We start from the raw sequence: 25,745 nt of genomic DNA, 5'->3' as shown, positions 1-25,745 counted from the left end.
GACTGCGGACGGCGACGGCATGACCGCTGTGTGACGAAGCGATGTTGAGCAGGCTGCCGCGCGGTAGCCGACCAATCGCCGGTGTCATTGAAAATGAAAGTAGCGCAATACAATACAACTAAGGCGCAACCATCTAACACCGCCTGTTAGATGCGTTCGGCCGAGATGCGGAACTGCTTGCTGGTCTGTACATTTGGTGCAGCCCGAACACGAAGCAGGGGTCGGGACTCAACACAATGCCTTCTTGGTGAACGTGAGTGCGAAAGTACGGAACTTGTCACAGTCATTGAATGCGCCGGAAGGCGAGCGTCGGGAACCACTCTTTCGACGTCTGCGCATGCCGCTATTAGCCCTGCTCACCTGCGCTGCCGTCACCTCGGTCATCGTGGTGATCGCGGTCTACTACGCGCCGACCGACTTCCGCATCCCGCTGACTGTGGGCGCGGTCACCGCCGCTATTGCGTTGTGCGCCACGGTAACCGCCGCGGTGCACTACCGCGGCGTGGCCGGTCGGGCCAAGCGGTCCGCGGCGGCGGTGACCGCCGAGGCGACCGCCAGGATGGCGGCCGCGAGCGAGGCGGCGGGCGTGCACGCGTGGGAAGCGAAGAACAGCGACAGCCGCCGGTCCGCGGCGATGGCCGCGTTCGCCGGTGCGGCGGGCCGCATGCAGGCGATGACCACCAGCATGCTCGCCGAACTGCGCGAGATGGAACACCGGCACGCCGACCCGAAGGTGCTCGCCGACCTGCTGCACCTGGACCATCGCACCGCGCAGGCGGGCCGCCTCGCCGACAGCATCGCCGTACTCAGCGGCGCCCGATCCGGGCGACGCTGGGCCAAACCCATTGCCATGGAGTCGATCCTGCGTGGCGCGATGGGCCGCGTCGCGGGCTATCAGCGGGTCCGGTTGCGTGCCATCGCCGAGATCGCCATCGCCGGTCATGCGGCCGAAGGCGTGATGCACACGCTGGCCGAACTGCTCGACAACGCCTGTAACTTCTCCCCGCCCACCACCGAGGTGCACGTCTACGCCGCCGAGGTGCCCGCGGGCGTGGTGCTCACCATCGAGGACAGCGGCCTGGTGATGAGCGATTCGGCGCTGCGTCGCGCCGAACAGACTGTGTCGAACGCGCTCCAGGACGGGCGCGGCCAGCGTTCGTCGGACCTGTCGTCGCTGAGCGGAACGCGGCTCGGTCTCGCGGTCGTCGGACACCTTGCGCGCAAGCACGGTCTCACCGTGTCCTACCGGCCCTCCGCCATCGGCGGCACCGCGGTGGTCGTGGTGGTGCCGCGGGATCTCACTGCGCGCGTTGACCGTTCGCAACCGGCGTCGCTCGCCACCAACCCCACGCTACGGACCGCTACGTTGCCCTCCGCGACGTCACCGGTCGCCATCGCGGCGCCCCTCGCACCGACGCCCGCGTCCGCCGAGGAGATCGCGGCGATACCGGACCCCGCGGCGATCCCCGCGCCCGCCGCCGAGCACACCAGCATGGGTCTGCCGAAACGGCGCCGGGGCAGCACGCTGGCCGCGGTGCATCCCGCCGGGCTTTCGCTGCCCAAGACCGATCCGCCCGCACCGACCCCGCCCGCGTCGACCACGGCGAACTTCGGTGCGTTCCAGCGTGCGTTGGCCGGTCGTGACACCGACAACTCCGCTGCCGCAACACCTTCCCCGTCCCCTACCGTTGCCGTGGAGAATGATCGATGACAACGTCTGTTCCGTCGCAACTCAGCTGGCTGTTGGAGCAACTGCTCGCGCGCACCCCACGCACCCGCCACGCGCTGCTGCTATCCGGTGACGGCCTCAAGATCTGCCACACCCCCGAACTCAGCATGGACAAGGCCGATCAACTCTCCGCCATCGCCGCGGGCATCCAGAGCCTTTCGCACGGCGCCTCCGTCGAGTTCGGTGACGGCAGAGGCGGTGTGCGCCAGTCGATGACGGAGTTCTACGGCGGCATCCTGTTCATCGTCGAGGCGGGCCTGGCCGCGCACATCGCGGTCGTCGCCGCCGAGGACGCGGACGCCGGCCTGGTCGGGCACAACATGCGGGAACTGGTCGAGCAACTAGGCCATCACCTCGCGTCGAAGCCGCGTGTCGGGGGAGCGAGCGTGCCGTGAACAGGCCAGGCCGCGACGACGACCCCGACCGGCTCTACACACTGACCGGAGGACGCAGCAAACCGGATTCCGACAGCTTCGACCTGGTCACCCTGGTCGTCAGCGAATGCGATCCGACCCAGGGCATGCAGTCCGAGCACGTCGCGATCCTCGACATGTGCCGCGCACCCACCGCGGTCGTCGAGATCGCCGCCGAACTGCGCATCCCGGTCGGCATCGCCACCATCCTGCTGTCGGACCTGTTGCACGCAGGCAAGATCACCGTCCGGCACCCCAGCAACGGCCCCGCTTACCCTGACGCGCCGTGGAATTCGGTGCCCGACTCCACCACCCTCGAGAAGGTGCTCGTTGGACTCCGCAACCTTTGACGCTCGGCCCGCCCGTGCCGACGCACCGCTGAACAGCGCGACCCGCCAAGGACTGAAGATCGTCATCGTCGGCGGTTTCGGCGTCGGCAAGACCACCATGGTCCGCGCGGTCAGCGAGATCCGCCCGCTCGACACCGAAGCGACGATGACCAACGCGGGCATCGGCATCGACGATCCGAGCGGCGCGCCGGGCAAGTCGACGACAACGGTCGCCTTCGACTTCGGCCGCATCACCATCGACACCGAAAACGTGCTCTACCTGTTCGGCGCGCCGGGGCAGGAACGGTTCTTCTTCCTCTGGGACCGGTTGTTCTCCGGTGCGCTCGGCGCGATCGTGCTGGTCGACCAGCGCCGGATCGCCGACTCCTGGTACGCCATCGACCGGCTGGAAGCCCAGAAGACGCGATTCGTCGTGGCGTGCAACAACTTCGGGGGACCCTCTCAGCTCGGTGAAGTCCGCGACGCCCTCGATCTGGATCCGCAGGTGCCGCTGGTCGACTGCGACGCGAGGTCGCGCGAATCCTGTAAGAGCGTGCTGATCAGCCTGGTCGAGCACATCTATGCCGATGCCCCGCGAGCGGAGACCGCATCATGACCACCTCCAGCACAGCCTCGGCCGCCACCGGCGGCTGCCCGGTCCATCCCGAGACCGGCGCGGTGCCGCTGAGCGGCCCGCGCTTCCACACCGACCCGCAGCACCTCTACCGCGAGATGCGTCGTGAGCACGGGCCCGTCGTCTCCGTCGAGCTGCCCGGCAATGTGCCGGCCTGGCTCGTCATCGGCTACCGCGAACTGCACCAGGTCACCAGCGATCCGGAGCTGTTTCCGCGCGACGTCAGCCTGTGGAACCAGTGGCCCAACATTCCCGAGGACTGGCCGCTGCTCCCGATGGTCGGGCAGCCGCGGCCGTCGATCTACTTCACCGCGGGCGCCGAGCACCGCAGGCATGTCGCCATGGTCGAGCCCGCGCTGGAATCGGTCGATCCGTTCGAATTGCGCCGCACCTGTGAGGAATTGGCCGACCGGCTGATCGACGGGTTCTGCGGGCGGGGCGAGGCCGATCTGGTGGCCGAGTTCGCGGTGGCGATGCCGGTGCTCGCACTTGCCTGGGTGCTCGGTTTCCCCGATGAAGACGGCGCGCGGCTGGCGTGGAGCATGAAGGCGATCGCCGACGGCGGTGCCGACGCACAGGCGGCCTACGGGGCCTTCTACGAACAGATGGCGCACGTGCTCGCCGCCAAGAAGGCAAGGCCCGGAAACGATCTGGTGTCGCGGATGCTCGGGCATCCCGCACCGTTCACCGACGAGGAGTACGTGCAGGACCTGATGGCGGTCACCGCCGCGGGGCACCTGCCGACCGCCGACTGGATCGGAAACTCGGTGCGGCTCATGCTGACCGACGACCGGTTCGCGGCGGCGCTCGGTGGTGGGCGGCGCAGTGTCGGCGAGGCGATGAACGAGGTGCTGTGGGAGGACACGCCCACCCAGATCCTCGCCGGACGCTGGGCGGCGCGCGATACCCGGTTGGCGGACAAGGTGATTCGGGCGGGCGACATGCTGTTGCTCGGACTGGCCGCCGCCAACGCGGATCCGCATGTGCGCCAACATCTTGTCGACGGTGTCGAGCCCGCGCACACGGGTAACAGCGCGCACTTCGCGTTCAGCTATGGCGAGTACCGGTGCCCGTTCCCGGCTCAGCAACTGGCCGAGATCATCGCGCGGACCAGCATCGAGGTGCTCCTCGATCGGCTGCCCGATATCGATCTCATGGTTCCCGCGCAGAACCTGGTGCGCCGCCCGTCGGCGTTCTTGCGCGGCATGACTTCTTTGCCGGTTCGTTTCACCCCAGTTCGTGCAGTCGGAGGTACCCAGTGACCCAAACATGTCCATTCGCCATCGATCCGATGGTCGGTGACCTCGCTGGAGAGACCGCCTATCTGCGCACCAACGGTCCGGTGGCGCGGATCGAACTGCTCGGCGTTCCCGCCTGGACCATTACCGAGCATGCCGTGGCCAGGCAGTTGCTCGTCGATCCCCGGCTGATCAAGGACATCAGCGGTTGGTCGCTGTGGAACTCCGGTGTGGTGACGCGGCAGTGGCCGTTGATCGGGATGATCGACGCGGGTCGGTCCATGTTCACCGTGGACGGCGCCGAGCATCGGCGGCTGCGGATCAAGACGACACAGGCCTTGTCGCCGCGTCGACTAGAGGACATCCGCCCCGTCATCGAGCGACTAACCGCCGAACTCCTCGACGATCTGAGTGCTTCGGGCAGTAGTGATTCCGTGGTGGATCTCAAAGAGGTCTTCGCCTACCCACTGCCGATGCGCGTCATCAGTGAGCTGATGGGCGTGGATCGGGCCGACCATCCCATGCTGCTCACCTGGTACAAAGCGTTCTTCTCGTTGCTCACCCCGCAGGACGAGCGGTTGCGGGTGATCGACGAAATGGACGTCTATTACACGGATTTGGTGCGTAAGAAGACCGCCGATCCCACCGACGACCTCACCAGCGCCCTCATCCTGGCGTCCGACGGCGGCGAGCCGCTGACCGAGGAGGAAGTGGTCGGGAACCTGAAGGCGCTGGTCGCCGCGGGTCACGAGACCACCGTCGGGCTCATTCTCAACGCCGTTCGCGCCCTGCTCGCCCGGCCGGAACAGCTGGACAAGGTGCGCACCGGCGACATCGAGTGGAAGCAGGCGGTCGAGGAGACGCTGCGCTGGGACAGCCCGGTATCGCATCTCCTGATGCGCTTCGCCACCGAAGATATCGCCATCGGCGACACCGTGATCGAAAAGGGCGAGGGTGTGGTCATGTCCTACCGCGCCATCGGTCGGGACACCGCGGTGCACGGCGAGAACTCCGACGACTTCGACATCACCCGCTCGACGTCCAACCGCCACTTGACCTTTGGGCATGGGCCGCACATCTGCCCCGGTGCCGCCCTCTCGCGGTTGGAAGCCAGCATCGCTTTGCCCGCGCTGTTCGGGCGGTTCCCGAACCTGCGACTTGCGGTGCCGGACGCGGAAATCCGCAATCTCCCGGTGCTCACCCAGAACGACTTGGCCGCGTTCCCAGTGCATTTGGGCTGACGAATCCATATTCAGTGGCACATGGTGGCGGAGAAACGCGAGAAGCCCCCGCCGTGGTGTGCCACTGAATGCGGATTCATCAGTGGTGCTGCTGATTCTGGCTAGCTTTCAAGCTCTCGTGGTGGCCCGACCTGTTCACTCCGCCAGGAGTTTGCCTGCGGCGGTTTCTATTTTGGTTTCGTCGAGGAGGACGGTGTCGGCGGCGGGGCCTAGCGGGATGAAGCTGTCTTCGCTGGTTACTCGGGAGATGCGGCCGTCGAAGCTTGCGTCTATGAGGGCGGCGCAGACGGATTCGGAAACGCCGCCGCTGTGGCGGGTTTCGTCGGCAATGAGGACTCGGCCGGTGGCTCGCGCGTGGTGCAGGATGTCGTCGAGGGGGAGGGGAGAGAGCCAGCGGAGGTCGAGGACTCGGGTGCGGACGCCGCGGTCGGCCAGGCGGCGGGCTACGCGCAGGCTCATCGGGACGCCGTTGGCGAAGGTGACGATGGTGAGGTCGGTGCCGTCACCGTAGACGCGGGCGCGGCCGATTTCGGCGTGGGTGGTGTCGGAAGTCGGTGCGAGCCAGGCGTTGTCGCCTGGTTCGTGGAGGTCGCGGGTGTGGTAGAGCGCGATGGGTTCCAGGTAGATGCAGACGCGGCCGTCTACTCGGGCGGCGGAGACGCAGGTGCGCAGGAGGGCGGCGGCATCGTCGGCGCGGGCGGGGGAGGCGACGATGAGGCCGGGGATGTCGCGGAGGGCGGCGATGGAGTCGTCGTTGTGGAAGTGGCCGCCGAAGCCCTTCTGGTAGGCGTAGCCGGCGATGCGGACCACCATCGGATTGTGGTACTGCCCAGCGGAAAAGAACGAAAGGGTGGCCGCCTCGCCGCGCAGTTGGTCGGCGGCGTTGTGCACGTAGGCCAGGTACTGGATTTCGGGGATCGGAATGAATCCGGCGAGCGCGGTGCCGAGGGCCGTGCCGAGCACACTCTGCTCGTCGAGCAAGGTGTCGAACACCCGGCGCTTACCGAATTGCTTCTGCAGGCCCTTGGTTACGCCGTACACGCCACCCTTGCGGCCGACATCCTCGCCGAAGACGAGCACGTCGGGGTCGCGAGTCAACAGGCCCGCCAGGGTTCGGTTGATCGCTTGGCCGAGAGTCACCGGATCCGGCGTCGCTGCACCATGATTCGCTTCGCTATCGGCAGGTTGAATGACGGGTTGTTCCGCTCGGAGCACGTCCTCGCGTACCAGCGCGGGGCGGGCAGGAGCGAGTGGGGCCATCACTGTGGCCGAAGAGGTCAATTTCGGTTCGCGCCAGACGGTTTCGGCCGTGGTGGTGACGCGGTGGGTGATGTCGTCGTAGCGGTCGAGGACCTCGGTAGGCGTGGCGACGCCGGTGGCGACCAGCATGCGGGCCGTCGCCGTTACCGGGTCGCGGAGGAGGTCGGCGGCGATGTCGGCGGGCCTGCGGTAGGCGGCTTCGACGTCGGAACCGGCGTGGCCCATCAGCCGGACCGTCCGCATGTGCAGGAAGGCGGGCTTGCGGTGCTCACGGACCCAGGCGGCGGCCGCGGTCGAAGTAGTCAGTGCGTCAAGGGGATCGCAGCCGTCGGCGCCGAAGTACTCCAGACCGGCGCGGGAACCGTAGGCTTGCTGGATCCAATCCGCTGGCGTAGGGACGCTGATGCCGATGCCGTTGTCCTCGCAGAGGAACAGGATCGGCAGCGGAACACCTTGGCGGGCAGTGTGAATCGCCGCATTGATCGCGCCTGCCGCGGTGGAGTGGTTGGCGGAAGCGTCGCCGAAACTGCACAGCACCACCGCATCCGACGGCCACTCACTCGAAACACCCAGTCGCGCAGCACGATCGATCGCAAAGGCGAGCCCGACCGCGCGGGGCAGGTGTGAGGCGATAGTCGACGTCTGCGGGATGATGGCGGCGGGCTTGCTGCCGAAGACCTTGTGCCGCCCACCCGATATCGGATCGGCCGCCGCGGCGACAATGCCGAGCAGCACGTCGCGGATCGGATCGAGACCGGGCACCTGCCGGGTGCGCTGCACGAAGAACGCACCGGACCGGTAGTGCAGCAACGCCGGATCGGTCACCCGAAGCGCCAGCCCGAGCGCCGCATTACCTTCATGCCCCGACGACCCGATGCTGTAGTACCCGCGCTTACTCGCGCCCAGCTGCCGAGCCGCCAGATCCAACTGCCTACTCGTCGCCTGCGCCTCGAACAACTCCAGCAGCATCGCCCCGTTGATCCCCGGCGCGATGTCATCCGCCACCGCCCGACCCGAGGCCGGCGTCAGCGCGCTGACCGCCGCCCGAAACCGATCATCAAGAACCTTGCCCGGGCTGGATCCGGGGTTCGCGTCCCGCTCGCTCATTCGCGCCAGCTTATCGGTCATCCGATGATTTTGCGCGTCATCGACACTCTGACCGGACTAATTCCCGTCCCGTTGGGCTCATTCCATGCGAATGGTCGGCAATCGGGAATGGATACCGAACAGCTGAAGGCACCTGGCCCGGCCGCGAGGGAGTACTGCGGACCGGTCACGCGCAGCACCGTCGAGAACGCTGCACGACCTTCGCGCCGATCCGACGTGCCTCCGCCCCATCCCGCTCGCTGAGCGGCAACGCTGGTGCGGTCACCCAACGGGACATGACGGCGTGCCCACTCGATGTTTGGCTGCAGCAAGTCCGGTTGGGCGAGCGGTGACCCGGGTGTGGTGTGCCGAGCGGGACATGGTGGAGCGCCTACTCGACGTTTGCCGCCGTCATGCCCCACTCGATGCGTGACAACCCCTGGGCGGGTGCGGACTGTTGCGCGCCTCGTAGGGATTCAGCTCGGCCGTGTCCGGTTCGATGCGACTGGCGGTTAGTCCGGGAGTTGCAGGGACGAGGCTGCGTCTTGGTCCAGGAGCCAGGTGGTGGATTCGAGGCCGACGGCGCCTGCGGAGGGGATGTCGACCGGGTCTGCGCCGGAGATGGCTTCGGCGACCGCGTCGGCCTTGGCGGCACCGCCGACGACCAGCACCACGTGGCGGGTGCGGCGGATGGCGGGGATGGTGAGGGTTACCCGGACCGGCGGGGGTTTCGGCGAATTCGTCACGGCGACAACGAGTTCGTGTTGCTCGCGGACCGCGTCGGTGTGCGGGAACAACGAGTTGATGTGTCCTTCGCCGCCCATGCCGAGCAGGTGCAGGTCGAAACTGCCGTGTTCGGCGAGGTAGGCGTGTACGGCCGTGGAGTATTCGGCGGCGGCCTCGATCGGGTCGGGGTATTCGCCGTCGGAGGCCGCGACCTGATGTACCCGGGCCGGGTCCACGGGGACGTGGTCGAGGAGGGCCTCATGGGCCTGGCGGTCGTTACGTTCCGCGTCACCGGCGGGCACGAAACGCTCATCGCCCCAGAAGAAGTCGACGTTGGACCAGTCGATGTCGCCGGGCGACTTGCGGACCAGTTCGAGCAGCCCGATGCCGGTGCCGCCGCCGGTCAGCACGACCGACGCGGTGCCGCGCTCGGCCTGAGCCGCGACGACGACCTCGACGAACCGGGCCGCCGCGGCGGCGATCAGCGAGTCGGTATCGATGTGGACTTCGACTGTGTCGCTGGCGGACTCACTCATAGGTCACCTTCTCGATTCCGGCGAGGGCCTCGGCGTAGATCTCATCGGCGTCCAGCCTGCGCAGTTCCTCGGCCAGGCAGTCGCGAGTTTCCCGGCGCGCCAGCGCGATTCGCTGATCCGGATCGCCGGTGCGGGTCAGTGTCGCCGTGCGCCCGGTCTGCGGGCGCTCGATGGTGACCGACACCGACGGGCGGTGGATCTCCACCCGCAGCGCGCCGGAGCGGCGGATCACCGGGCAGCCGAGGCGGATGGCGAGCCAACCGGCCAGGGTGTCCAGCGCCGGTTCGTCGCGCAGCCCGGACACCAGCACCGAATCCACCGGCTCGAAGGGCGGTTCGTCCAGTGCGGCGGCGAGCAGCGCGCGCCAGTAGGTGATCCGGCTCCACGCCAGATCGGTGTCACCGGCCGCGTAGGACGCGAGTCGCTTCTTGATCGCGGCCTGCGGGTCGGCGGCATAGGTGGCGTCGGTGATGCGGCGAGTTGCCAAGCGCCCCACCGAATCCTTGGACGGGAACTCCGGGGCGCCGCGCGGCCACCAGGCCACCACGGGGGTGTCCGGCAGCAGGAACGGGATGACGACGCTGCTCTCGTGATTGATCAGCTCACCCTGCAGCCGCAGCACGATCACCTCGGCCGCACCGGCATCGCCGCCGACCCGGATCTGCGCATCGAGCCGAGTCTCCGCGTCCCGGTCGCCGCGCGCCAAAACGACCACCCGGCAAGGGTGTTCGCGGCTGGCGTCGTTGGCGGCGTCGATGGCGTCCTCGGCCTCGGAGCTGTCCAGCGTGCACACCACCAGGGTGAGCACCCGCATCATGGTGATCACGCCGTTGCTCTCGCGCAGCTGCACGATGCGCTTGGTGACCTCGCCGGTGGTGGTGTTCGGGATGTCGATGATCATGGCCGCCGCCATTCGCGCCCGGTGCGGGCGAGCATCTCGTCGGCCGAGGTCGGACCCCAGGTGCCCGCCTCGTACGGTTCGGGTTTGCCTTCTTCGGCCCAGCGTTCGAGCACCGGATCCAGGATGCTCCAGGACAATTCGACCTCCGCGTTCACCGGGAACAGCGACGGCACCCCGAGCAGCACGTCGAGGATCAGGCGTTCGTAAGCCTCGGGGGAGGACTCGGTGAACGCCTCGCCGTAGCTGAAGTCCATGTTGACGTCGCGCACTTCCATGCTCGACCCCGGCACCTTCGAGCCGAACCGGGTGGTGATGCCCTCGTCCGGCTGCACCCGGATGACCAGCGCGTTCTGCCCGAGATCCTCGGTCATCGTCTGGTCGAACGGCAGATGCGGCGCCCGCTTGAACATCACCGCGATCTCGGTGACCCTGCGCCCCAACCGTTTTCCGGTGCGCAGATAGAACGGCACACCAGCCCACCGGCGCGTGTCCACCTCGAGGGTGATCGCGGCGTAGGTCTCGGTGCGCGACTCCGGGTCGAAACCTTCCTCGTTGAGCAGGCCGACCACTTGCTCGCCGCCCTGCCAGCCGTCCGCGTACTGTCCGCGTGCGGTGGTCTCGTCCAGCGGCTCGACGAGTTTGATGGCGGAGAGCACCTTGATCTTCTCGGCCTGCAACTGCTTGGGCTGGAAGCTGATCGGCTCCTCCATCGCGGTGAGCGCGAGCAGCTGCAGCAGGTGGTTCTGGATCACGTCGCGGGCGGCGCCGATGCCGTCGTAATAGCCTGCGCGCCCGCCCAATCCGATGTCCTCGGCCATGGTGATCTGCACATGGTCGACGTAGTTGGCGTTCCAGATCGGATCATAGAGCTGGTTGGCGAAGCGCAGCGCCAGGATGTTCTGCACCGTCTCTTTGCCGAGGTAGTGGTCGATGCGGAAGACTGTCTCCTCCGGGAACACCCCGTTGACCAGCGCGTTGAGCTCCTGGGCGCTTTCCAGATCGTGCCCGAACGGCTTCTCGATCACCACGCGCCGCCACGGCTTACGGCCACCGGCGTCGGTGCTGGTCGGCTGCGCGAGCCCGTGCTCGGACAGCTGGTTGAGCACCACGGGGAACATGTTCGGCGGAATCGACAGGTAGAAGGCGTGATTGCCGCCGGTGCCACGGTCCTTGTCCAGCTTGGCCAGGGTGTCCGCGAGGGTGGCGAAGGCCGTGTCGTCGTCGAAACTGCCCTGCACGAAACGGATCCCCTCGGCCAGGTGGTCCCAGACCTCCTGGCGGAACGGCGTGCGGGCGTGCGTCTTCACCGAGTCGAGCACGACTTTGGCGAAGTCCTCGTCCGCGTAATCCCGCCGGGCGAAGCCGACCAGCGCGAAACCCGGGGGCAGCAGCCCCCGGTTCGCGAGGTCATAGATGGCCGGCATCAGTTTCTTCCGAGACAGGTCACCGGTGACACCGAAGATCACCACGCTGCACGGGCCCGCGATATGCGGGACCCGCTTGTCCCGCTCGTCGCGCAGCGGGTTCTGCCAGGTCGGGGTTTTGGGGCCGGCCATCGTTGTCAGTTGTTCCCGGCCCCGGCGGGCGCGTCAGGCCCGGAGGAGGTAGCTTGCGTGGCCACGGAGGGCCCCGCGTCGGCCGTGTCAGCTGCTGCAAGTTCCTCCGTGGTGGCGGAAAGCAGTTCCGCCCACGACTTCTCGAACTTGTCCACGCCTTCGGTCTCCAGCACCGCGAACACGTCGTCGAGGTCGATGCCGACGGCGGAGAGCTTGTCGAACACCTCCTGCGATGCCGCGGCGGTGCCGCTGAGCGTGTCGCCGCGGATCTCGGCGTGATCGGCGACCGCCTCCAGGGTCTTCTCCGGCAGCGTGTTCACCGTGTTCCTGCCGACCAGCTCGGTGACGTACATGACGTCGGAGTACTCCGGGTTCTTCACGCCGGTCGAAGCCCACAGCGGCCGTTGCCGATTCGCGCCCGCGGCACCGAGGTTGTTGTAGGTGGAGGTGTGCTTGCCACCGTCGAACACGTCCTGGTATTCGGCATAGGCCAAGCGCGCGTTGGCGATTCCGGCCTGCCCGCGCAGCGCGAGGGCCTCGTCGGTGCCGATCGCCTCGAGCCGCTTGTCGATCTCGGTGTCCACCCGGGACACGAAGAACGAAGCGACCGAATGGATCTTGCCGAGGTCGTGGCCCGCGGTCTTGGCGCTGCGCAGCCCGTCCAGGTAGGCGCCCATCACCGAGCGGTACCGCTTGACCGAGAAGATCAGCGTCACGTTCACGCTGATGCCCTCGGCGATCACCCGGGTGATCGCGGGCAGTCCCGCCTCGGTGGCCGGGATCTTGATGAACAGGTTCGGCCGGTCGACCGTCTTCCACAGGTCGATGGCCTGCGCGACGGTCTTGTCCGCGTCGAACGCGAGGCGCGGGTCGACCTCGATGGAGACACGGCCGTCGACACCGTTGGACGCCTCGAAGGCGTCGGCGAAGACGTCACAGGCCGAGCGCACGTCGTCGGTGGTGATGGTGCGGATCGCGGCATCGGCGTCCGCGCCCTGTGCGGCAAGCTCTTTCAGCTGTCCGTCGTAGGCGTGGCCCTTGCTCAGCGCACCCTGGAAGATCGTCGGGTTGGTGGTCACCCCGACGACGTTGCGGGTCTCGATCAACTCGGCCAGGTTGCCGGACTGGATCCGGTCCCTGGACAGGTCGTCGAGCCATACGGAGACACCTGCCGCGGAGAGGGCGGCGGTATTCGCGTTCTGTGCCATGAGCGCTTATCCCTTCACGTTCTCGAGTGCGCGCTGCGCGGCGGCAACGACGTTTTCCGTAGTGAAGCCGAACTCGCGGAACAGGGTCTTGTAGTCGGCGGAAGCACCGAAGTGCTCGATCGAGACCGTCTCGCCCGCATCGCCGACGAACCGGTGCCACGGCATCGCGATACCCGCCTCGACCGCGACCCGAGCGCGGATCGCGGGCGGGAGCACCTCGTCCCGGTACGCCTTGTCCTGCGCGTCGAACCACTCCACACACGGCATCGAGACCACCCGGGTTCCGATGCCCTGCGACTCCAGCGTAGTCCGGGCCTCGACGGCGAGCTGGAGCTCCGAACCGGTAGCGATGAGGATCACCTGCGCAGTGCCGGTGGACGATTCGGCGAGGATGTAGCCGCCCTTGGCGACGCCCTCGTAGCTGGTGCCCTCCTGGATCGGCAGATCCTGGCGGGTCAGCGCGAGCGCGGACGGGCCGTCCTGATGCGGCTGCTCGGAGACCGAGAAGTGCGAGGTGTGCTCGCTGCTGTCGCGCTCCAGGATGGTGCGCCACGCGTAGGTGGTCTCGTTGGCGTCGCCGGGGCGGACGACATTGAGGCCGGGGATGGCGCGCAGCGCGGCCAGGTGCTCGATCGGCTGATGCGTCGGGCCGTCCTCGCCGAGGCCGATGGAGTCGTGCGTCCACACGTAGATGGCGGGCACCCGCATCAGCGCGGCCAGACGCACCGCGGGACGCATGTAGTCGCTGAACACCAGGAAGGTGCCGCCGTACGGACGGGTCGGGCCGTGCAGCGCGATGCCGTTGAGGATCGCGCCCATCGCGTGCTCGCGCACACCGAAGTGCAGGGTGCGGCCGTACGGGTTGGCCTTCCACATGCCGGTGGAGATCGACTCGGGGCCGAAGCTGCCCTCGCCGGACATGGTGGTGTTGTTGGACTCGGCGAGGTCGGCCGAGCCGCCCCACAGTTCCGGCAGCACGGGGGCGAGCGCGGCGAGCACCTTGCCGGACGCCTTGCGGGTGGCCACACCCTTGGGGTCCGGCGCGTAGGTCGGCAGGCTCTCGGCCCAGCCCTTGGGCAGGTCGCGCTTGGCGAGCCGGTCGAAGAGGGCCTTGTTCTCCGGGTTGGCCTTCGCCCACGCGTCGAACTGCTCCTGCCAGGCCGCGTGCGCCTGCTGGCCGCGCGCGACGACCTTGCGGGTGTGCTCGATGACCTCGGCGGCCACCTCGAAGTTCTGCTCCGGGTCGAAGCCGAGGACCTTTTTGGTCGCGGCCACTTCGTCGGCACCGAGGGCGGCACCGTGCGCGGCGCCGGTGTTCATCTTGTTGGGCGCCGGGTAGCCGATGATGGTGCGCAGCACGATGATCGACGGCTTGCCGGTCTCCGCCTTGGCGGCGGCCAGCGCCGACTCGATGGCGACGACGTCCTCGCCACCCTCGACCACCTGGACGTGCCAGCCGTACGCCGCGTAGCGCGCGGCGACGTCCTCGGTGAACGCGATGGTGGTGTCGTCCTCGATGGAGATCTTGTTGTCGTCGTAGATCAGCACGAGGTTGCCGAGCTGCTGAGTGCCCGCGAGCGAGGACGCCTCGGAGGTGACGCCCTCTTCCATGTCACCGTCGGAGGCGATCACGTAGATGAAGTGGTCGAACGGGCTGGCGCCTGCCGCGGCGTTCGGATCGAACAGGCCGCGCTCGCGGCGGGCCGCCATCGCCATACCGACCGCGGAGGCCAGACCCTGACCCAGCGGGCCGGTGGTGATCTCGACGCCGTCGGTGTGCCGGAACTCGGGGTGGCCCGGGGTGAGCGAGCCCCACTTGCGCAGGTTCTTCAGGTCATCCAGTTCCAGACCGAAACCGGCCAGGTAGAGCTGGATGTACTGGGTGATGCTGGAGTGACCGCAGGACAGCACGAAGCGGTCCCGGCCGACCCAGCTCGGATCGCTCGGGTCGATCCGCATGGTCCGCTGGTAGAGGGAGTACGCCAGCGGCGCCAGGCTCATCGCGGTGCCAGGGTGCCCGTTTCCGGCGTTCTGCACCGCGTCCGCGGCGAGCACTCGGACGGTGTCGACGGCCTTGGTGTCCAGATCCGTCCAGTCGTCCGGGTGATTCGGCTGAGTGAGGGCGCGGATGTCGTCTGTGACTGACACGACCGAGGTTCTCCTGACATTGGTTTCGTCGACGGCGGCAATACTGGCGGCGATGAACGCACGGCAGCGGGCGCGTGCATACCGGGTGTGTACCCAACCACCCTAGATGTGCCCGCCCAGCGCCACGAGGGGAACCCTGTGTTTATTTGCCCCGTGTGCTGGACCACATTTCGGATGTTGTTGCGTGGGGCTATGCGCGGAGCAGGGTCGGCGGGGGTCTACCATCCTCTGTAGTAGTAGCCGCGCCGCACGGCTGAAGGGGCGCCGAGGCGGGCGAAGGTCCAGCTCTCGCGCATCCAGCTCAGCGGGACCGAGCGCGCTGCTTGGTCCATGCCGGATGCGGATGCACAGCGTGCGAGGAGAAACAGTGCGGATTGGGCAACAGCCGGGTGGCAGTGACGCGCACGGCTCCGCTCCGACGGCGCTGGCCGACCGGTTCACAGGACCCGGTCTGCCATCCCGACTCACCCGGCGGGTGCTCGCGTACATCGCGCTCACCAAGCCTCGGGTCATCGAACTGCTGCTCGTCGCGACGATTCCGACGATGCTGCTGGCCGACCGCGGGCACATCGACATCCGCCTCATCCTGGTCACCCTTTTCGGTGGTTGGATGGGCGCGGCCAGCGCGAACACCCTGAACTGCGTCGCCGACGCCGATATCGACAAGGTGATGAAGCGGACCGCGAAGCGCCCGCTGGCCAGGGAGGCGGTGCCCACCTCGCACGCCTTCGTGTTCGGTGTGGTGCTCGGCCTCGCCTCGTTCGCCTGGCTGTGGTGGCAGGCGAATCTGCTCAGCGGCGTGCTGGTCGTCGCGACGATCCTGTTCTACGTCTTCGTCTACACCCTCGGCCTGAAGCGCCGCACCTCGCAGAACGTGGTGTGGGGCGGCGCCGCGGGCTGCATGCCCGCCCTGGTCGGCTGGTCCGCGGCGACCGGTGGCATCGGCTGGCCGGCGATCGCGCTGTTCGGTGTTATCTTCTTCTGGACGCCGCCGCACACCTGGGCGCTGGCCATGCGCTACAAGGAGGACTACCGCGCGGCCGGCGTGCCGATGCTGCCGGTGGTGGCGACCGAGCAGGTGGTGACCAAGCAGATCGTCATCTACACCTGGCTCACCGTGCTCACCACGTTGGCGCTGGTCCCGGCGACCGGTGTGGTCTACGCGGCCGTGGCGCTGGTGGCCGGAGCGTGGTTCCTGCTCATGGCGCACCAGCTGTACTCCGGTGTGCGGCGTGGCGAATCGGTGAAGCCGTTGCGGCTGTTCTTGCAGTCGAACAACTATCTCGCCGTGGTGTTCTGCGGTCTCGCGGTGGATTCCGTGCTGGGCTGGGACACCTTGGGCAGCTTCCTCTGACCCGCCTCTCCGCGTATTCAGGCCAGACTGAGTGCCGCGATATCGGCGTTGGCGACCGGCGGTCGAGGGGTGGCCAGGTCTGCCGGTACCCGGTGAGTTACCCATGTACTCACGAAATCAGTCGGCCGGTGAAAACCTTGGTTCAGCTATGTGAGGCGATGTAGCCGTCGGGACGGACCACTACCCGGGTTCCGTCGACCGCGTGGTACGCGGTGAAGGCGTGGCCCTCGACGTCGATGACGTGTTTTCCGGAAGCCGATGTGCCGGGTCGGACCACCGCATACGTGTCGGGTTCGGCCGGGAGTTCGGCGGTTTCGCCGAAGTACAGCGTTGTCGCGTGCGGACCGCGGAACAGGTCGAACAGGCGGATCGGATTGCCCGCCATGTCTTTCAGCGGTGCGTCGGGGGCGCGATCACCCAGAACGAGCGGGCGGCGGTCGGTCAGGTCTCGGTAGCTGATGTCCAGCTGCTGGGTCTCCGGGCCACGCTCCATCGCGTCCTCGTCACCGTCGACCAACTTGTCGAGCAGGGCCGAGCTGACGCCGAGCACGCGGGCGGCGACCGTCCTGCGCTCGGATTCGTAGCTGTCCAACAGTGATTCGTCACCGTTGACGGCGGCGGCCAGCTTCCAGCCGAGGTTGTATCCGTCCTGGATGCCGGTGTTCATGCCCTGCCCGCCGGTCGGCGGATGCACGTGGGCGGCGTCACCGGCCAGGAAGACGCGTCCGTCCCGGAACCGTTCGGCCAGGCGGACATTCGGCCGCCACACGGTTACCCAGGTCAGGTCGGTCAAGGTGATGTCGGTGCGGCCGGAGTAGCGGTCCACATACTCCTGCAGGACCGCGAGAGTCGGCTCGGCGTCGCCGGTCAGCGGGGCCGCGAACTGGAATTGGCGCCCACCGGGCAAGGGAGACATGGCGATTCCCTCCATCGGCCGATCGGCCCCGGCGAACCAGTAGCCGAACTCGTGATCGAGCGCGTCGGTCCGGACATCGCCGAGCAGCATCCGCAGCGACTCGTCGGTCGTGCCCTCGAACGCGATGCCGAGCGCCTTGCGTACCGTGCTGCGGCCGCCGTCGGCACCGACCAGGTAAGCGGCGCGCACGGTCTCCTCGACACCGTCGCGCGTCAAGGTCGCGGTGACGCCGGTTGCGTCCTGGGTGAAGGTGGCCAGCGCCGTGCCGAGCTCGACACGCACACCGAATTCGGCGAGTCGATTGCGCAGGATCCCCTCGGTCCTGGACTGCCCGAGCACCCAGAGATTGGGGTAGGGGAGCGCGGGCGTCGGCTCGATCGGCTCCCACATCCGGCGCTCGCCGACGAACTCGCCACCGAGAAAGGCCCGCATGATCGGCGCCGGGATACCGGCCGCCAGCACCGCGTCGATCACCCCGAGGTCGTCGAACACCTCCAGCGTGCGGGGCTGGATGCCGTCGCCGCGCGAACCCGCGAAGAACTCGGTGGCCTGATCGATGATCCGCACCGGAACGTTCCGGCGGGCCAGCTCGAGGGCGAGGGCCAATCCGGTGGGCCCGGCGCCTGCGATGAGTACCTGGTTCTGCACTGTTTCTCCTAGATGAACTACTATTCAGTGAATGTGAATTCATTGTGAGAGTTGGTACGTTCCCTGTCAAGGAGGTGGGTGCAGGTGTCGATGAGTCGCAAAGAGAAGTCGGCCGAGACCGAGCTCGCGTTGAAGGCGGCGGCCCTACGGTTGTTCGCCGAGCGTGGCTACCTGAACACCAAGATCGTCGATATCACCACCGCGGCGGGCCGCGCGGCCGGCTCGTTCTACAACCATTTCGCGGGCAAGGAAGAGCTACTCCAGGCGCTGTTGAACGACGTCGCGGCGGCGGGCGATGTGACGGCCGAGGGGCCGGACCACAACCCGGACTTCACCGATCCGGCGGCGATCCGCTTCCACATCGAGGGGTACTGGGTCGCGGCTCGGCAGCACTGGGCGGTGTTCCGCTCGATCCAGCAGGCGGCCCTGGTCAACGACGAATTCGCCAGACAGGCAGGGCAATTCGCGATCCAGCAGCGGCGCGACATCGCCGATCACCTGGATCCGTTCGGCCCGCGCGGTCTCACCCTGCCCAGCACCCCGGATGCGAGCTTGGCGATGATGTTCCTGCTCACCACAAGCATGGTGCAGGCCGTTGAGGAAGGCGCGGTCGAACTGACCGACAAGCAGGCCATCGACGGCCTGACCCGCTTCATCTACCGAGGCCTCACCGGTCTCGACTACTAGCGCCCGCAGATACACACCGCCGCACACCTTTTGACACCCGCACGCGTGTTTGTGCGGCAAGTCGTGGTGCGGGACATCAGAAGGTGTGCGGCGGGTCGACCGCTGGCCGAGCGCACGCCGAAGGGAGCTGGGCCCTCGGTCGTGCGGCGGTCTAGCTCACAGACGCACGCCTTCTGACATCCGCACGCGTGTTTGTGCGGCGAGTTGGTGTGCGGGACATCAGAAGGCGTGCGGCGGGTTAGGGGATCAGGACGATCGAGCCGGTCGTCTTGCGGGCTTCCAGATCGCGGTGGGCGTGCTCGGCTTCGGCGAGGGGGTAGGTCGCGCCGATCCGGATCTGGAGCGTGCCGTTGGCGATGGCGGTGAGGATGTCCGTTGCGCGCCAGACCAATTCGGCGCGGTCGAGGACGTAGCTGGCCAGCGTCGGACGGGTGACGAAGAGCGAGCCCGCGCCGACCAGGCGCTGCAGGTCGAACGGGGGGACCGGGCCGCTGGCGCCGCCGAAGAGCGCGAGCATGCCGCGGACGCGCAGCGAGGCGAGGCTGGCCTCGAAGGTGGCCGCGCCGACGCCGTCGTAGGCCGCCGCCACGCCGACGCCGTCGGTGAGTGCGCGCACCTGGTCGGCGAGGTCGTCGTCGTAGCGCAGCACCTCGGCGGCGCCCGCCTCGCGGGACAGCTTTTCCTTCGCGTCGGTGGACACCGTGGTGATCACGCGAGCGCCCCGCGCCGCGGCGAGCTGGGTCAGGATCAGACCGACACCGCCCGCGCCCGCGTGCACCAGAACGGACTCGCCGGGCTGCGGTGTGTAGATCGATTCGAGCAGGTAGTGCGCGGTCATGCCCTGGAGCAGCGCGGAGGCGGCGACCGCAGGTTCGACCTCGTCGGGGACCTTGATCGCGACGTTCGCGGACACCGCGACTCGCTCGGCGTAGCTGCCCGGCCCGGCCGCCCACGCGACGCGGTCGCCGACGGCGAACTCGGACACGTTCGCACCGATCTCCGCGACCACACCGCTCGCCTCGGCACCGGGGATGTACGGCACTGCCTGCGGATAGCGCCCGGTCCGGATGTAGGTGTCGATGAAGTTGATGCCGATGGCTTGCACGTCGACGAGCAGCTGATCGGGGCCGATCTGCGGGTCGGGCACCTCGACGTACTTCAGTACTTCGGGACCACCGTGTTCGGACACCTGGATCGCACGCATGAGATCTGTTCTACACCCCTCCGGCGTGACCGTCAGACCCGGAGGCGGCCGTACACAGGCTCGTGCCCGCCGACAACTCGGCACGGGGACTGGACCGTTTCCTACTGGTCGGTAAACTAACTGCCATGAGTGCTCATGCCGCCACGGCTCCAGTGAAGTTGTCGGGCGCCCTCGTGGAGTCCGTCAAGGGATTCGTCGCCGATCACGACGGTTCGGCCACCGCCGTGCTGCAGCCGGTCGGCCGCGCGGGTGTCCGCGTGACGCTGGTCGGTGCCGACGGCATCCTCGGCGACCGGGTCGTCGCCGACCTGGCCACCGCGAAGGAACTCGTCGAGACCGTCGACGGCCTGACCGAGGCCGACGAGTGGGACCGCGAGCTGACCTCGATCGTCACCCCGCGTAAGTCGCACTGGACCAAGATGGCGGGCTGGGTGGCTCGCCAGAAGAAGTTCCCCAAGGCGCGCAACGAGAACTGAGCGATGCGAGTGACGCGGCTGTTCGGCCGCATCGGCGCGGTACTGCTTGCCGGGTGGACTGTCCTTGTGGCACCGGCGATTCCGGCGGGCGCCGACGCGGCGAACGCCCTGCGGGTGTGTACGCCGGGGGACTACCCGCCGTATTCGATCGCCGAGGGCGCGGGCGAATATCGCGGCATCGACATCGATTTGGCGCGCGGATTCGCCGATATGCTCCGTCGGCCGGTCCAGTTCGTACCTGTCACCTGGGCGACCATGAAGACGGATTTCGCTGAGCTGCACTGCGATATCGCCGTCGGCGGCATCTCCGACTCGCCTGCCCGCCGCGCCTTCGCCGACTTCTCCATCACCTACGGGACCGACGGCAAGACGCCGATCACCCGCCGCGACACCGACGCCGACTACTCGACCATCGAGCAGATCAACCGACCCGAGGTCCGGGTGATCGCGAATCGCGGTGGCACCAACGAGGAGTTCGCCCGCAAGAACTTCCCCGACGCCCAATTGACCCTCTGGCCGGAGAATCTCACCATCTTCGACGAGATCGAACAGGGCCGCGCCGACGTCTTCGTCACCGACGGAGTCGAGGGCCGCTACCGCGTCCGCCAGCACTCCGGCCTGCAGGTTCTGCACCCGGACAAGCCTTTCGACTCCTTCGGCAAGGTGCTGCTGGTCCGCAAGGACGACCCGGTCCTGTCCACCGCGCTGAACGCGTGGTTGGCCACCCAACTTGCCACCGGCGGAGTGGACCGACTGTTCGACCAATGGATCGGCCCCAACGCGACGGCTCCCGTCTCCTGATCCGACGGACATCGCCCAACGACCGTTCGCTCGACGGTTGCCCGCGTCAATGCCTATCGGGCGGCCGTGGATTGCCCGTATCGGTTCCGTAAAGATGCTTGCGGCAAGGGATTCGGCGGGGTCACCGTGAAGGGTCGAACTGCGGCGGGGTCGGAGGAGTGGTGGCGACAGACGTGATCGGCAAGATCGCGCGCGTGACCGCGGCGATCCGGCCGGACCATCTCGGTGAGGTGGTGATCGAGGTGCGGGCGGGGACCGAACGATTCCTGGCACGGGCCGCCGACGGCGCGACAACCATTCCGAAGCACACCCAGGTCCTCGTGACCGGGAGCCTGGGTGGGCGCACGGTCGAAGTCACTCCCTTGAAATGAAGGTGCATCATGGACGTCCAAGTCTTGGTCGTCATCGGGACCGTCGTCGTCGTTCTCTTCCTCTTGGCCGTGTTGTTCCGGCTGTCCTGGCGGGTCGCGGAACCCGATGAGGCGCTGATCATTTCGGGCTTCCGCGCCGGTGAGGGTCCGTCGGGGGTCGGCGAGAGCATGGGCTTTCGCATCGTCACCGGCCGCGGCTGTTTCATCATGCCGGGCCTGACCAAGGTGCGCTTCATCTCGCTGGAGGCGCACGAGAGCCAGATCCAGGTGCCGTGCGTGAGCCAGCAGAAGATCAACCTGCAACTGGGCGGGGTGGTGGTGTACAAGATCGGCGACGACTACCGGTCCATCGCCAACGCGGCGCGCCGCTTCCTGGATCGTCCGGCCGAGGAGCTGGAGACCAAGGTGCAGAACGTCTTCGTCGGGCATCTGCGGGCGATCGCGGGCTCGATGACCGTCGAGGACATGATCAGCGATCAGGACAAGTTCTCCGAGCAGGTCCGCGACCGGTGCTCACAGGAGATGGAATCGTTCGGCCTGGTGATCGACAGCTTCCAGATCCAGTCGATCGCCAGCGGCTCCAATTACATTGCCAACCTTGCGATTCCGCATCAGGCGGCGGTGGAGCAGAAGGCGCGGATCGCGCGGGCCAACGCCGACCGGGAGGCGATCGAGCAGGAGCAGGCGGCGCAGCGGCAGATCGCGCTCGCGATGCGCGACACCCAGATCAAGAAGGCGGAGTACCAGGCCGAGATCGACAGCGCCAGCCAGGAAGCCGCACAGCAGGGACCACTCGCGGAGGCCACCGCCCGGCAGGCGGTGGTCGAGGTCGCGACGAAGGTGTCTCAGCTGGAGGCGCAGCAGATGGAACAGCAGCTGCAGGTGGAGGTGCGCAAGCCCGCCGACGCCGAGGCCTACCGGCAGACCACCCTCGCCACCGCCAGCCGTGACGCCCGGATCAGTCAGGCCGAGGCTGACGCGCAGGAGACCCGGTTGCGCGCGGAAGCCGCTGCGGCACAGACGAAGATGCAGGCCCTCGCCGAGGCGGAGTCGATCAAGCTGCGCGCGGCCGCGCAGGCCGACGCCACCCGGCTGGCCGGTCAGGCCGAGGCCGACGCGATCAAGGCGCGCGGGTTGGCCGAGGCCGACGCGGTCCGCGCGCATATGGCGGCCGAGGCGGCGGGCATCCAGTTGCGGTCCGAGGCGATGAGCCAGAACCAGGAGGCGGTCATCGCCCAGCAGATCGCGGAGAAGCTGCCGCAGATCGTCGCGGCGGCCGCGGCCCCGTTCGAGCACATCGACAGCTTCACCGTGCTCAACGGTGCTCAAGGGGTGACGTCCGCACTGGCCGAGATCATTCAGCAGGCGGGCGCGCTCACCACGATGGCCCGCGAATCCCTGCTCCCCGCAGTGACTCCGCACGCCAAGAACGGTCAGGTGGACGTGCCGAAGTAGCGCGCTGGTCAACCCGCTCAGTACTCGCCGCGGACCAGGTTCTTCGGTTCCTCGCCCGTGGCGAAGCGGGTGATCTCCGCGCACGCCACGGCGTAGCCGCGTTCGAAGCTGCCGGTGCTGCTGCCGCCGACGTGCGGCGTCAGCAGCAGACCGGGCGCGGTCCACAGCGGGTGGCCGGGCGGCAGTGGTTCGGGGTCGGTGACGTCGAGCGCGGCGCGCAGGCGGCCGGAGTTCAGCTCGGCCAGTAGGGCGTTGGTGTCGACGATCGAGCCGCGGGCGATGTTCACGAGGATGGCGTTGTCGTCCATCGCGGCGAGGAAAGCGGCGTCGACCATACCGACGGTACGGCGAGTGACCGGGACAGTCAGGACCACGACGTCCTTTTCGGCCAGCAGTCCGGGTAATTCGTCGATGCCGTGCACCCCATCGCGGGCCCGGGTGCCGACCAGGGTGACCGTCGTGTCGAAGCCGGACAGCCGGTGCACCAGTTCGGTGGCCAGGTCGCCCGCGCCGATCACCAGAATCCGCTTGCCGATCAGCGTGCCCGTCTGGTGGAAGGTCCACTGCTCCGCGCGCTGGGCGTCGGCGAATCCGCCGAGCTCGCGGTAGATGTGCAAGAGCGCGGCCATCACCCATTCGGCGGAGCTGCCGCCGTGTGCGCCGCGGCCGGTGGACAGGCGCACGCCGTCGGGAAGCTCGCTGATCCAGCCTTCGGCGCCCGCGGTGATCAGCTGTACTAGCCGGAGTTTCGGCAGTCGGGTCAGGTCGACCGTGTCGGCGCGGGAAAGAAACTTGGGTATCAGCACTTCCGCGCGTTCTGCGCCGTCCGGCAGTGGTTCGCCGATTTCGTATCGCAACGGTTGTACCCCGTCGATTTCGGATAGAGCCGTGACGCCGTAGTCATCAGGCACTAGAACAGTGACCGCCATGCCCGCCAGATTAGCGGCCTCGGCGGCGGTCCCGCCGGGTTCGTCCGGACTTTTTCCGGCCGGTCGGTCCGTTGAAACCCATTTGTCCGCAACTGTCTCAGTCGGTGGGAGGATTTGGCCGAAACAGCCACAGAGTGACATATCAGTCGGTTAAATTGTGCCTCGCCGGGGGGAGCCGGTGGAATCGAGGTAACAGTGGTCGTAGACAGGGTTGCTCGGGTGTCCGAGCCACTGGTGCGGTGGGGGTTCGAGCTAGTTCTGAAGAGCTTGCGGACCTTCGGTCGAACGCTACAACTCGCGGCCGCCGCGTTCAGCTACCTCGTCGGCGACATCATCAAACTTCGACATCCGTGGCGGGACACGCTGCAGCAAGGCTGGTTCATCGTCAGTGTGACCGCGATTCCCGCTGTGCTGGTGGCGATTCCGTTCGGCGTGATCGTCTCGGTGCAGGTCGGCAGCCTGACGCAGCAGGTCGGCGCCACCTCGGTGGCCGGTGCGGCGGGCGGGCTCGGCGTCATTCGGCAAGGCGCGCCGATGGTGACCGCGCTGCTGCTCGGCGGCGCGGCCGGTTCGGCGATCGCGTCGGATCTGGGGGCGCGCACGATCCGCGAGGAAGTAGATGCGTTGCGCACCATGGGAATCGACCCGGTGCGGCGATTGGTCGCGCCGCGCTTGGCGGCCATGATCGTGCTGACGCCGCTGCTGTGCCTGCTGGTCATTTTCATGGGGGTGTTCACCGGATACGTGGTGGCCGTCGGGTTCCAAGGGGTGACGCCGGGCAGCTACCTGTCCTCGTTCGCGGCCTTCGCGACCATGGCCGATCTCGCGGTGGCGATCGTGAAGTCGGTCATCTTCGGGGTGATCGTGCTGATCGTCGCCTGCCAGCGCGGGCTGGAGGCGACGCACGGCCCCAAGGGTGTCGCGAACGCGGTGAACGCGGCCGTGGTGATCGGGGTGATCGCCGCGTTCGGCGTGAATCTCGTGATCACCCAGCTGGTTTCGATGTTCCTGCCGCAAAAGGTGGGCTGATGACGGAAGTTCCCGCCCAGTATCGGCCGTTCGGCCGGGCCGGTCGCCTCGTCGAGCGCGGCACGCGTGGACCGCTGACGCTGTTCGAATCGCTCGGCCACCAACTGACTTTCGTGATCCAGGTGCTCGCCGCGGTGCCGCACACGCTGCGCTCGTATCGCCGCCAGACCATGCTGATCCTCACCGACATCACCTGGGGCAGCGGCAATATCATCGTCGGCGGCGGCACGGTGGCGGTGCTGATCTTCCTCGGCGTCGCGGTCGGCGGCTCGATCGGCGTGGAGGGTTTCACCGCGCTGAACATGGTCGGCATGGGTCCGCTGACCGGGTTCGTCTCCGCCTACGCGAACACCAGGGAGATGGCGCCGATGGTCGCCGCGATCGGTTTCGCGGCACAGGCGGGCTGCCGGATGACCGCCGAGATCGGCGCGATGCGCATCTCCGAGGAGATCGACGCGCTGGAAGCCATTGGCATCAGGCCGATTCCGTTCGTGGTGACCACCCGGGTGATCGCGGGCATGATCACGATCGTCCCGCTCTACCTGCTGACACTGATCCTCAGCTACCTGTCCTGCGCGGTGGTCGTCAATGTGCTGCACGGTCAGTCCTCGGGCACCTACTACCACTACTTCGACGCCTTCCTGCAACCCGCCGACGTGATCGCGTCGCTGATCAAGGCGACGGTTTTCGTGGTGATGATCATCCTGATCCACGGCTACCAGGGGTTTTACGCGACCGGCGGACCCGAGGGCGTCGGTCGCGCGTCGGGTCGGGCGATCCGCGCGAGCCTGGTGCTGGTGGTGATCGCGGACATGATCATGACGATCGTCTTCTGGGGTCCCGATGTCGGAATCAAGATTTCGGGGTGAC

The 25,745-nt window shown here is 67.6% G+C and carries 23 protein-coding genes; 14 read left to right on the top strand and 9 right to left on the bottom strand.

The features are described 5' to 3' along the window. Positions 1-337 precede the first annotated feature (337 nt). The 6 genes from ACQPW1_RS33155 to ACQPW1_RS33130 are packed head-to-tail and all read left to right on the top strand — an operon-like array spanning position 338 to position 5,584. A complete protein-coding gene (locus ACQPW1_RS33155; RefSeq protein WP_433655854.1) occupies positions 338-1,711 on the top strand; it encodes a sensor histidine kinase in 1,374 nt (457 codons plus the stop codon). Next, complete coding sequence (locus ACQPW1_RS33150; protein ID WP_433655852.1) at positions 1,708-2,124, top strand: roadblock/LC7 domain-containing protein; 417 nt, start codon at positions 1,708-1,710, stop codon at positions 2,122-2,124. Before ACQPW1_RS33155 ends, ACQPW1_RS33150 begins: the two co-directional genes overlap by 4 nt. Then, positions 2,121-2,492, top strand: a complete 372-nt coding sequence (locus tag ACQPW1_RS33145; RefSeq protein ID WP_357392043.1) for a DUF742 domain-containing protein — start codon at positions 2,121-2,123, stop codon at positions 2,490-2,492. The genes ACQPW1_RS33150 and ACQPW1_RS33145 overlap by 4 nt, the downstream gene beginning before the upstream one ends. Then, entirely contained in the window at positions 2,473-3,087 is a 615-nt protein-coding gene (locus ACQPW1_RS33140; RefSeq protein ID WP_433655849.1) for a GTP-binding protein, read from the top strand. Before ACQPW1_RS33145 ends, ACQPW1_RS33140 begins: the two co-directional genes overlap by 20 nt. Beyond that, on the top strand, positions 3,084-4,367 hold the full coding sequence (locus ACQPW1_RS33135; RefSeq protein ID WP_433655847.1) for a cytochrome P450: 1,284 nt from the start codon (positions 3,084-3,086) through the stop codon (positions 4,365-4,367). The genes ACQPW1_RS33140 and ACQPW1_RS33135 overlap by 4 nt, the downstream gene beginning before the upstream one ends. After that, positions 4,364-5,584: a cytochrome P450 family protein gene (locus ACQPW1_RS33130; RefSeq protein WP_433655845.1), complete on the top strand. Its 1,221-nt coding sequence runs from the start codon at positions 4,364-4,366 to the stop codon at positions 5,582-5,584. The genes ACQPW1_RS33135 and ACQPW1_RS33130 overlap by 4 nt, the downstream gene beginning before the upstream one ends. A 135-nt stretch (positions 5,585-5,719) precedes the next feature. Here ACQPW1_RS33130 and ACQPW1_RS33125 read toward each other — a convergent pair whose 3' ends face one another. The 6 genes from ACQPW1_RS33125 to tkt form a co-directional block, all read right to left on the bottom strand. Then, positions 5,720-7,951, bottom strand: a complete 2,232-nt coding sequence (locus ACQPW1_RS33125; protein ID WP_433665399.1) for a thiamine pyrophosphate-dependent enzyme — start codon at positions 7,949-7,951, stop codon at positions 5,720-5,722. Between the two features lie 491 nt (positions 7,952-8,442). Further along, positions 8,443-9,192, bottom strand: coding sequence for a 6-phosphogluconolactonase (gene pgl, locus ACQPW1_RS33120; protein ID WP_433655843.1), 750 nt, complete (start codon positions 9,190-9,192; stop codon positions 8,443-8,445). Continuing rightward, positions 9,185-10,093 carry a glucose-6-phosphate dehydrogenase assembly protein OpcA gene (gene opcA, locus ACQPW1_RS33115; RefSeq protein ID WP_433655841.1) on the bottom strand — a complete coding sequence of 303 codons (909 nt, stop codon included), beginning with the start codon at positions 10,091-10,093 and terminating at the stop codon, positions 9,185-9,187. Before opcA ends, pgl begins: the two co-directional genes overlap by 8 nt. Further along, the gene (gene zwf / locus ACQPW1_RS33110) at positions 10,090-11,649 is read right to left on the bottom strand and encodes a glucose-6-phosphate dehydrogenase (protein WP_433655839.1); all 1,560 of its coding nucleotides are present in this window, start codon (positions 11,647-11,649) and stop codon (positions 10,090-10,092) included. Before zwf ends, opcA begins: the two co-directional genes overlap by 4 nt. A gap of 5 nt (positions 11,650-11,654) precedes the next feature. Next, entirely contained in the window at positions 11,655-12,857 is a 1,203-nt protein-coding gene (gene tal, locus ACQPW1_RS33105; RefSeq protein ID WP_433655837.1) for a transaldolase, read from the bottom strand. Between the two features lie 6 nt (positions 12,858-12,863). After that, positions 12,864-15,005: a transketolase gene (gene tkt / locus ACQPW1_RS33100; RefSeq protein WP_433655835.1), complete on the bottom strand. Its 2,142-nt coding sequence runs from the start codon at positions 15,003-15,005 to the stop codon at positions 12,864-12,866. 367 nt (positions 15,006-15,372) lie between these two features. Between tkt and ACQPW1_RS33095 the strand changes: the two genes are divergently transcribed. Continuing rightward, positions 15,373-16,359 carry a heme o synthase gene (locus ACQPW1_RS33095; RefSeq protein ID WP_433655833.1) on the top strand — a complete coding sequence of 329 codons (987 nt, stop codon included), beginning with the start codon at positions 15,373-15,375 and terminating at the stop codon, positions 16,357-16,359. Between the two features lie 142 nt (positions 16,360-16,501). On the opposite strand, the gene ACQPW1_RS33090 is transcribed toward ACQPW1_RS33095, so the two are convergent. Further along, positions 16,502-17,923 (bottom strand): FAD-dependent monooxygenase, encoded by a 1,422-nt coding sequence (locus ACQPW1_RS33090; RefSeq protein ID WP_433655831.1) that lies wholly within the window; start codon positions 17,921-17,923, stop codon positions 16,502-16,504. A 90-nt stretch (positions 17,924-18,013) separates the two neighbouring features. On the opposite strand from ACQPW1_RS33090, the gene ACQPW1_RS33085 reads away from it, so the two are divergent. After that, positions 18,014-18,610, top strand: coding sequence for a TetR/AcrR family transcriptional regulator (locus ACQPW1_RS33085; RefSeq protein ID WP_433665398.1), 597 nt, complete (start codon positions 18,014-18,016; stop codon positions 18,608-18,610). Positions 18,611-18,848: 238 nt separating this feature from the next. Here ACQPW1_RS33085 and ACQPW1_RS33080 read toward each other — a convergent pair whose 3' ends face one another. Beyond that, positions 18,849-19,814, bottom strand: a complete 966-nt coding sequence (locus ACQPW1_RS33080) for a quinone oxidoreductase family protein (protein WP_433655829.1) — start codon at positions 19,812-19,814, stop codon at positions 18,849-18,851. A 125-nt stretch (positions 19,815-19,939) separates the two neighbouring features. On the opposite strand from ACQPW1_RS33080, the gene ACQPW1_RS33075 reads away from it, so the two are divergent. The 4 genes from ACQPW1_RS33075 (at position 19,940) to ACQPW1_RS33060 (ending at position 22,917) form a co-directional block, all read left to right on the top strand. Further along, positions 19,940-20,290, top strand: a complete 351-nt coding sequence (locus ACQPW1_RS33075; protein WP_433655827.1) for a hypothetical protein — start codon at positions 19,940-19,942, stop codon at positions 20,288-20,290. 3 nt (positions 20,291-20,293) lie between these two features. Continuing rightward, the gene (locus ACQPW1_RS33070; protein WP_433655825.1) at positions 20,294-21,091 is read left to right on the top strand and encodes a transporter substrate-binding domain-containing protein; all 798 of its coding nucleotides are present in this window, start codon (positions 20,294-20,296) and stop codon (positions 21,089-21,091) included. 161 nt (positions 21,092-21,252) lie between these two features. Beyond that, positions 21,253-21,462, top strand: a complete 210-nt coding sequence (locus ACQPW1_RS33065) for a hypothetical protein (protein ID WP_433655824.1) — start codon at positions 21,253-21,255, stop codon at positions 21,460-21,462. A gap of 9 nt (positions 21,463-21,471) precedes the next feature. Then, on the top strand, positions 21,472-22,917 hold the full coding sequence (locus tag ACQPW1_RS33060) for a flotillin family protein (RefSeq protein ID WP_433655822.1): 1,446 nt from the start codon (positions 21,472-21,474) through the stop codon (positions 22,915-22,917). A 17-nt stretch (positions 22,918-22,934) separates the two neighbouring features. On the opposite strand, the gene ACQPW1_RS33055 is transcribed toward ACQPW1_RS33060, so the two are convergent. Continuing rightward, positions 22,935-23,846: a 2-hydroxyacid dehydrogenase gene (locus ACQPW1_RS33055; RefSeq protein ID WP_433655820.1), complete on the bottom strand. Its 912-nt coding sequence runs from the start codon at positions 23,844-23,846 to the stop codon at positions 22,935-22,937. A gap of 195 nt (positions 23,847-24,041) precedes the next feature. Between ACQPW1_RS33055 and ACQPW1_RS33050 the strand changes: the two genes are divergently transcribed. Further along, positions 24,042-24,875, top strand: a complete 834-nt coding sequence (locus ACQPW1_RS33050) for an MlaE family ABC transporter permease (RefSeq protein ID WP_433655818.1) — start codon at positions 24,042-24,044, stop codon at positions 24,873-24,875. Then, the gene (locus ACQPW1_RS33045; protein WP_433655816.1) at positions 24,875-25,744 is read left to right on the top strand and encodes an MlaE family ABC transporter permease; all 870 of its coding nucleotides are present in this window, start codon (positions 24,875-24,877) and stop codon (positions 25,742-25,744) included. The genes ACQPW1_RS33050 and ACQPW1_RS33045 overlap by 1 nt, the downstream gene beginning before the upstream one ends. Position 25,745 lies beyond the last annotated feature (1 nt).

Origin of the sequence: Nocardia sp. CA-128927, assembly GCF_050955855.1 — a bacterium.
Lineage (GTDB): Bacteria > Actinomycetota > Actinomycetes > Mycobacteriales > Mycobacteriaceae > Nocardia.
This window is presented reverse-complemented; position numbering and strand designations above follow the sequence as displayed.

Excerpts from the sequence above, each read along its gene's own strand:
- ACQPW1_RS33060 (WP_433655822.1), top strand. The coding sequence starts at position 21,472 with ATGGACGTCCAAGTCTTGGTCGTCATCGGGACCGTCGTCGTCGTTCTC.
- ACQPW1_RS33135 (WP_433655847.1), top strand. The coding sequence starts at position 3,084 with ATGACCACCTCCAGCACAGCCTCGGCCGCCACCGGCGGCTGCCCGGTC.
- ACQPW1_RS33080 (WP_433655829.1), bottom strand. The coding sequence starts at position 19,814 with ATGCGTGCGATCCAGGTGTCCGAACACGGTGGTCCCGAAGTACTGAAG.
- ACQPW1_RS33075 (WP_433655827.1), top strand. The coding sequence starts at position 19,940 with ATGAGTGCTCATGCCGCCACGGCTCCAGTGAAGTTGTCGGGCGCCCTC.
- ACQPW1_RS33055 (WP_433655820.1), bottom strand. The coding sequence starts at position 23,846 with ATGGCGGTCACTGTTCTAGTGCCTGATGACTACGGCGTCACGGCTCTA.
- ACQPW1_RS33155 (WP_433655854.1), top strand. The coding sequence starts at position 338 with ATGCCGCTATTAGCCCTGCTCACCTGCGCTGCCGTCACCTCGGTCATC.
- tal (WP_433655837.1), bottom strand. The coding sequence starts at position 12,857 with ATGGCACAGAACGCGAATACCGCCGCCCTCTCCGCGGCAGGTGTCTCC.
- ACQPW1_RS33045 (WP_433655816.1), top strand. The coding sequence starts at position 24,875 with ATGACGGAAGTTCCCGCCCAGTATCGGCCGTTCGGCCGGGCCGGTCGC.
- ACQPW1_RS33070 (WP_433655825.1), top strand. The coding sequence starts at position 20,294 with ATGCGAGTGACGCGGCTGTTCGGCCGCATCGGCGCGGTACTGCTTGCC.
- pgl (WP_433655843.1), bottom strand. The coding sequence starts at position 9,192 with ATGAGTGAGTCCGCCAGCGACACAGTCGAAGTCCACATCGATACCGAC.
- ACQPW1_RS33085 (WP_433665398.1), top strand. The coding sequence starts at position 18,014 with ATGAGTCGCAAAGAGAAGTCGGCCGAGACCGAGCTCGCGTTGAAGGCG.
- ACQPW1_RS33150 (WP_433655852.1), top strand. The coding sequence starts at position 1,708 with ATGACAACGTCTGTTCCGTCGCAACTCAGCTGGCTGTTGGAGCAACTG.
- ACQPW1_RS33125 (WP_433665399.1), bottom strand. The coding sequence starts at position 7,951 with ATGAGCGAGCGGGACGCGAACCCCGGATCCAGCCCGGGCAAGGTTCTT.
- zwf (WP_433655839.1), bottom strand. The coding sequence starts at position 11,649 with ATGGCCGGCCCCAAAACCCCGACCTGGCAGAACCCGCTGCGCGACGAG.
- opcA (WP_433655841.1), bottom strand. The coding sequence starts at position 10,093 with ATGATCATCGACATCCCGAACACCACCACCGGCGAGGTCACCAAGCGC.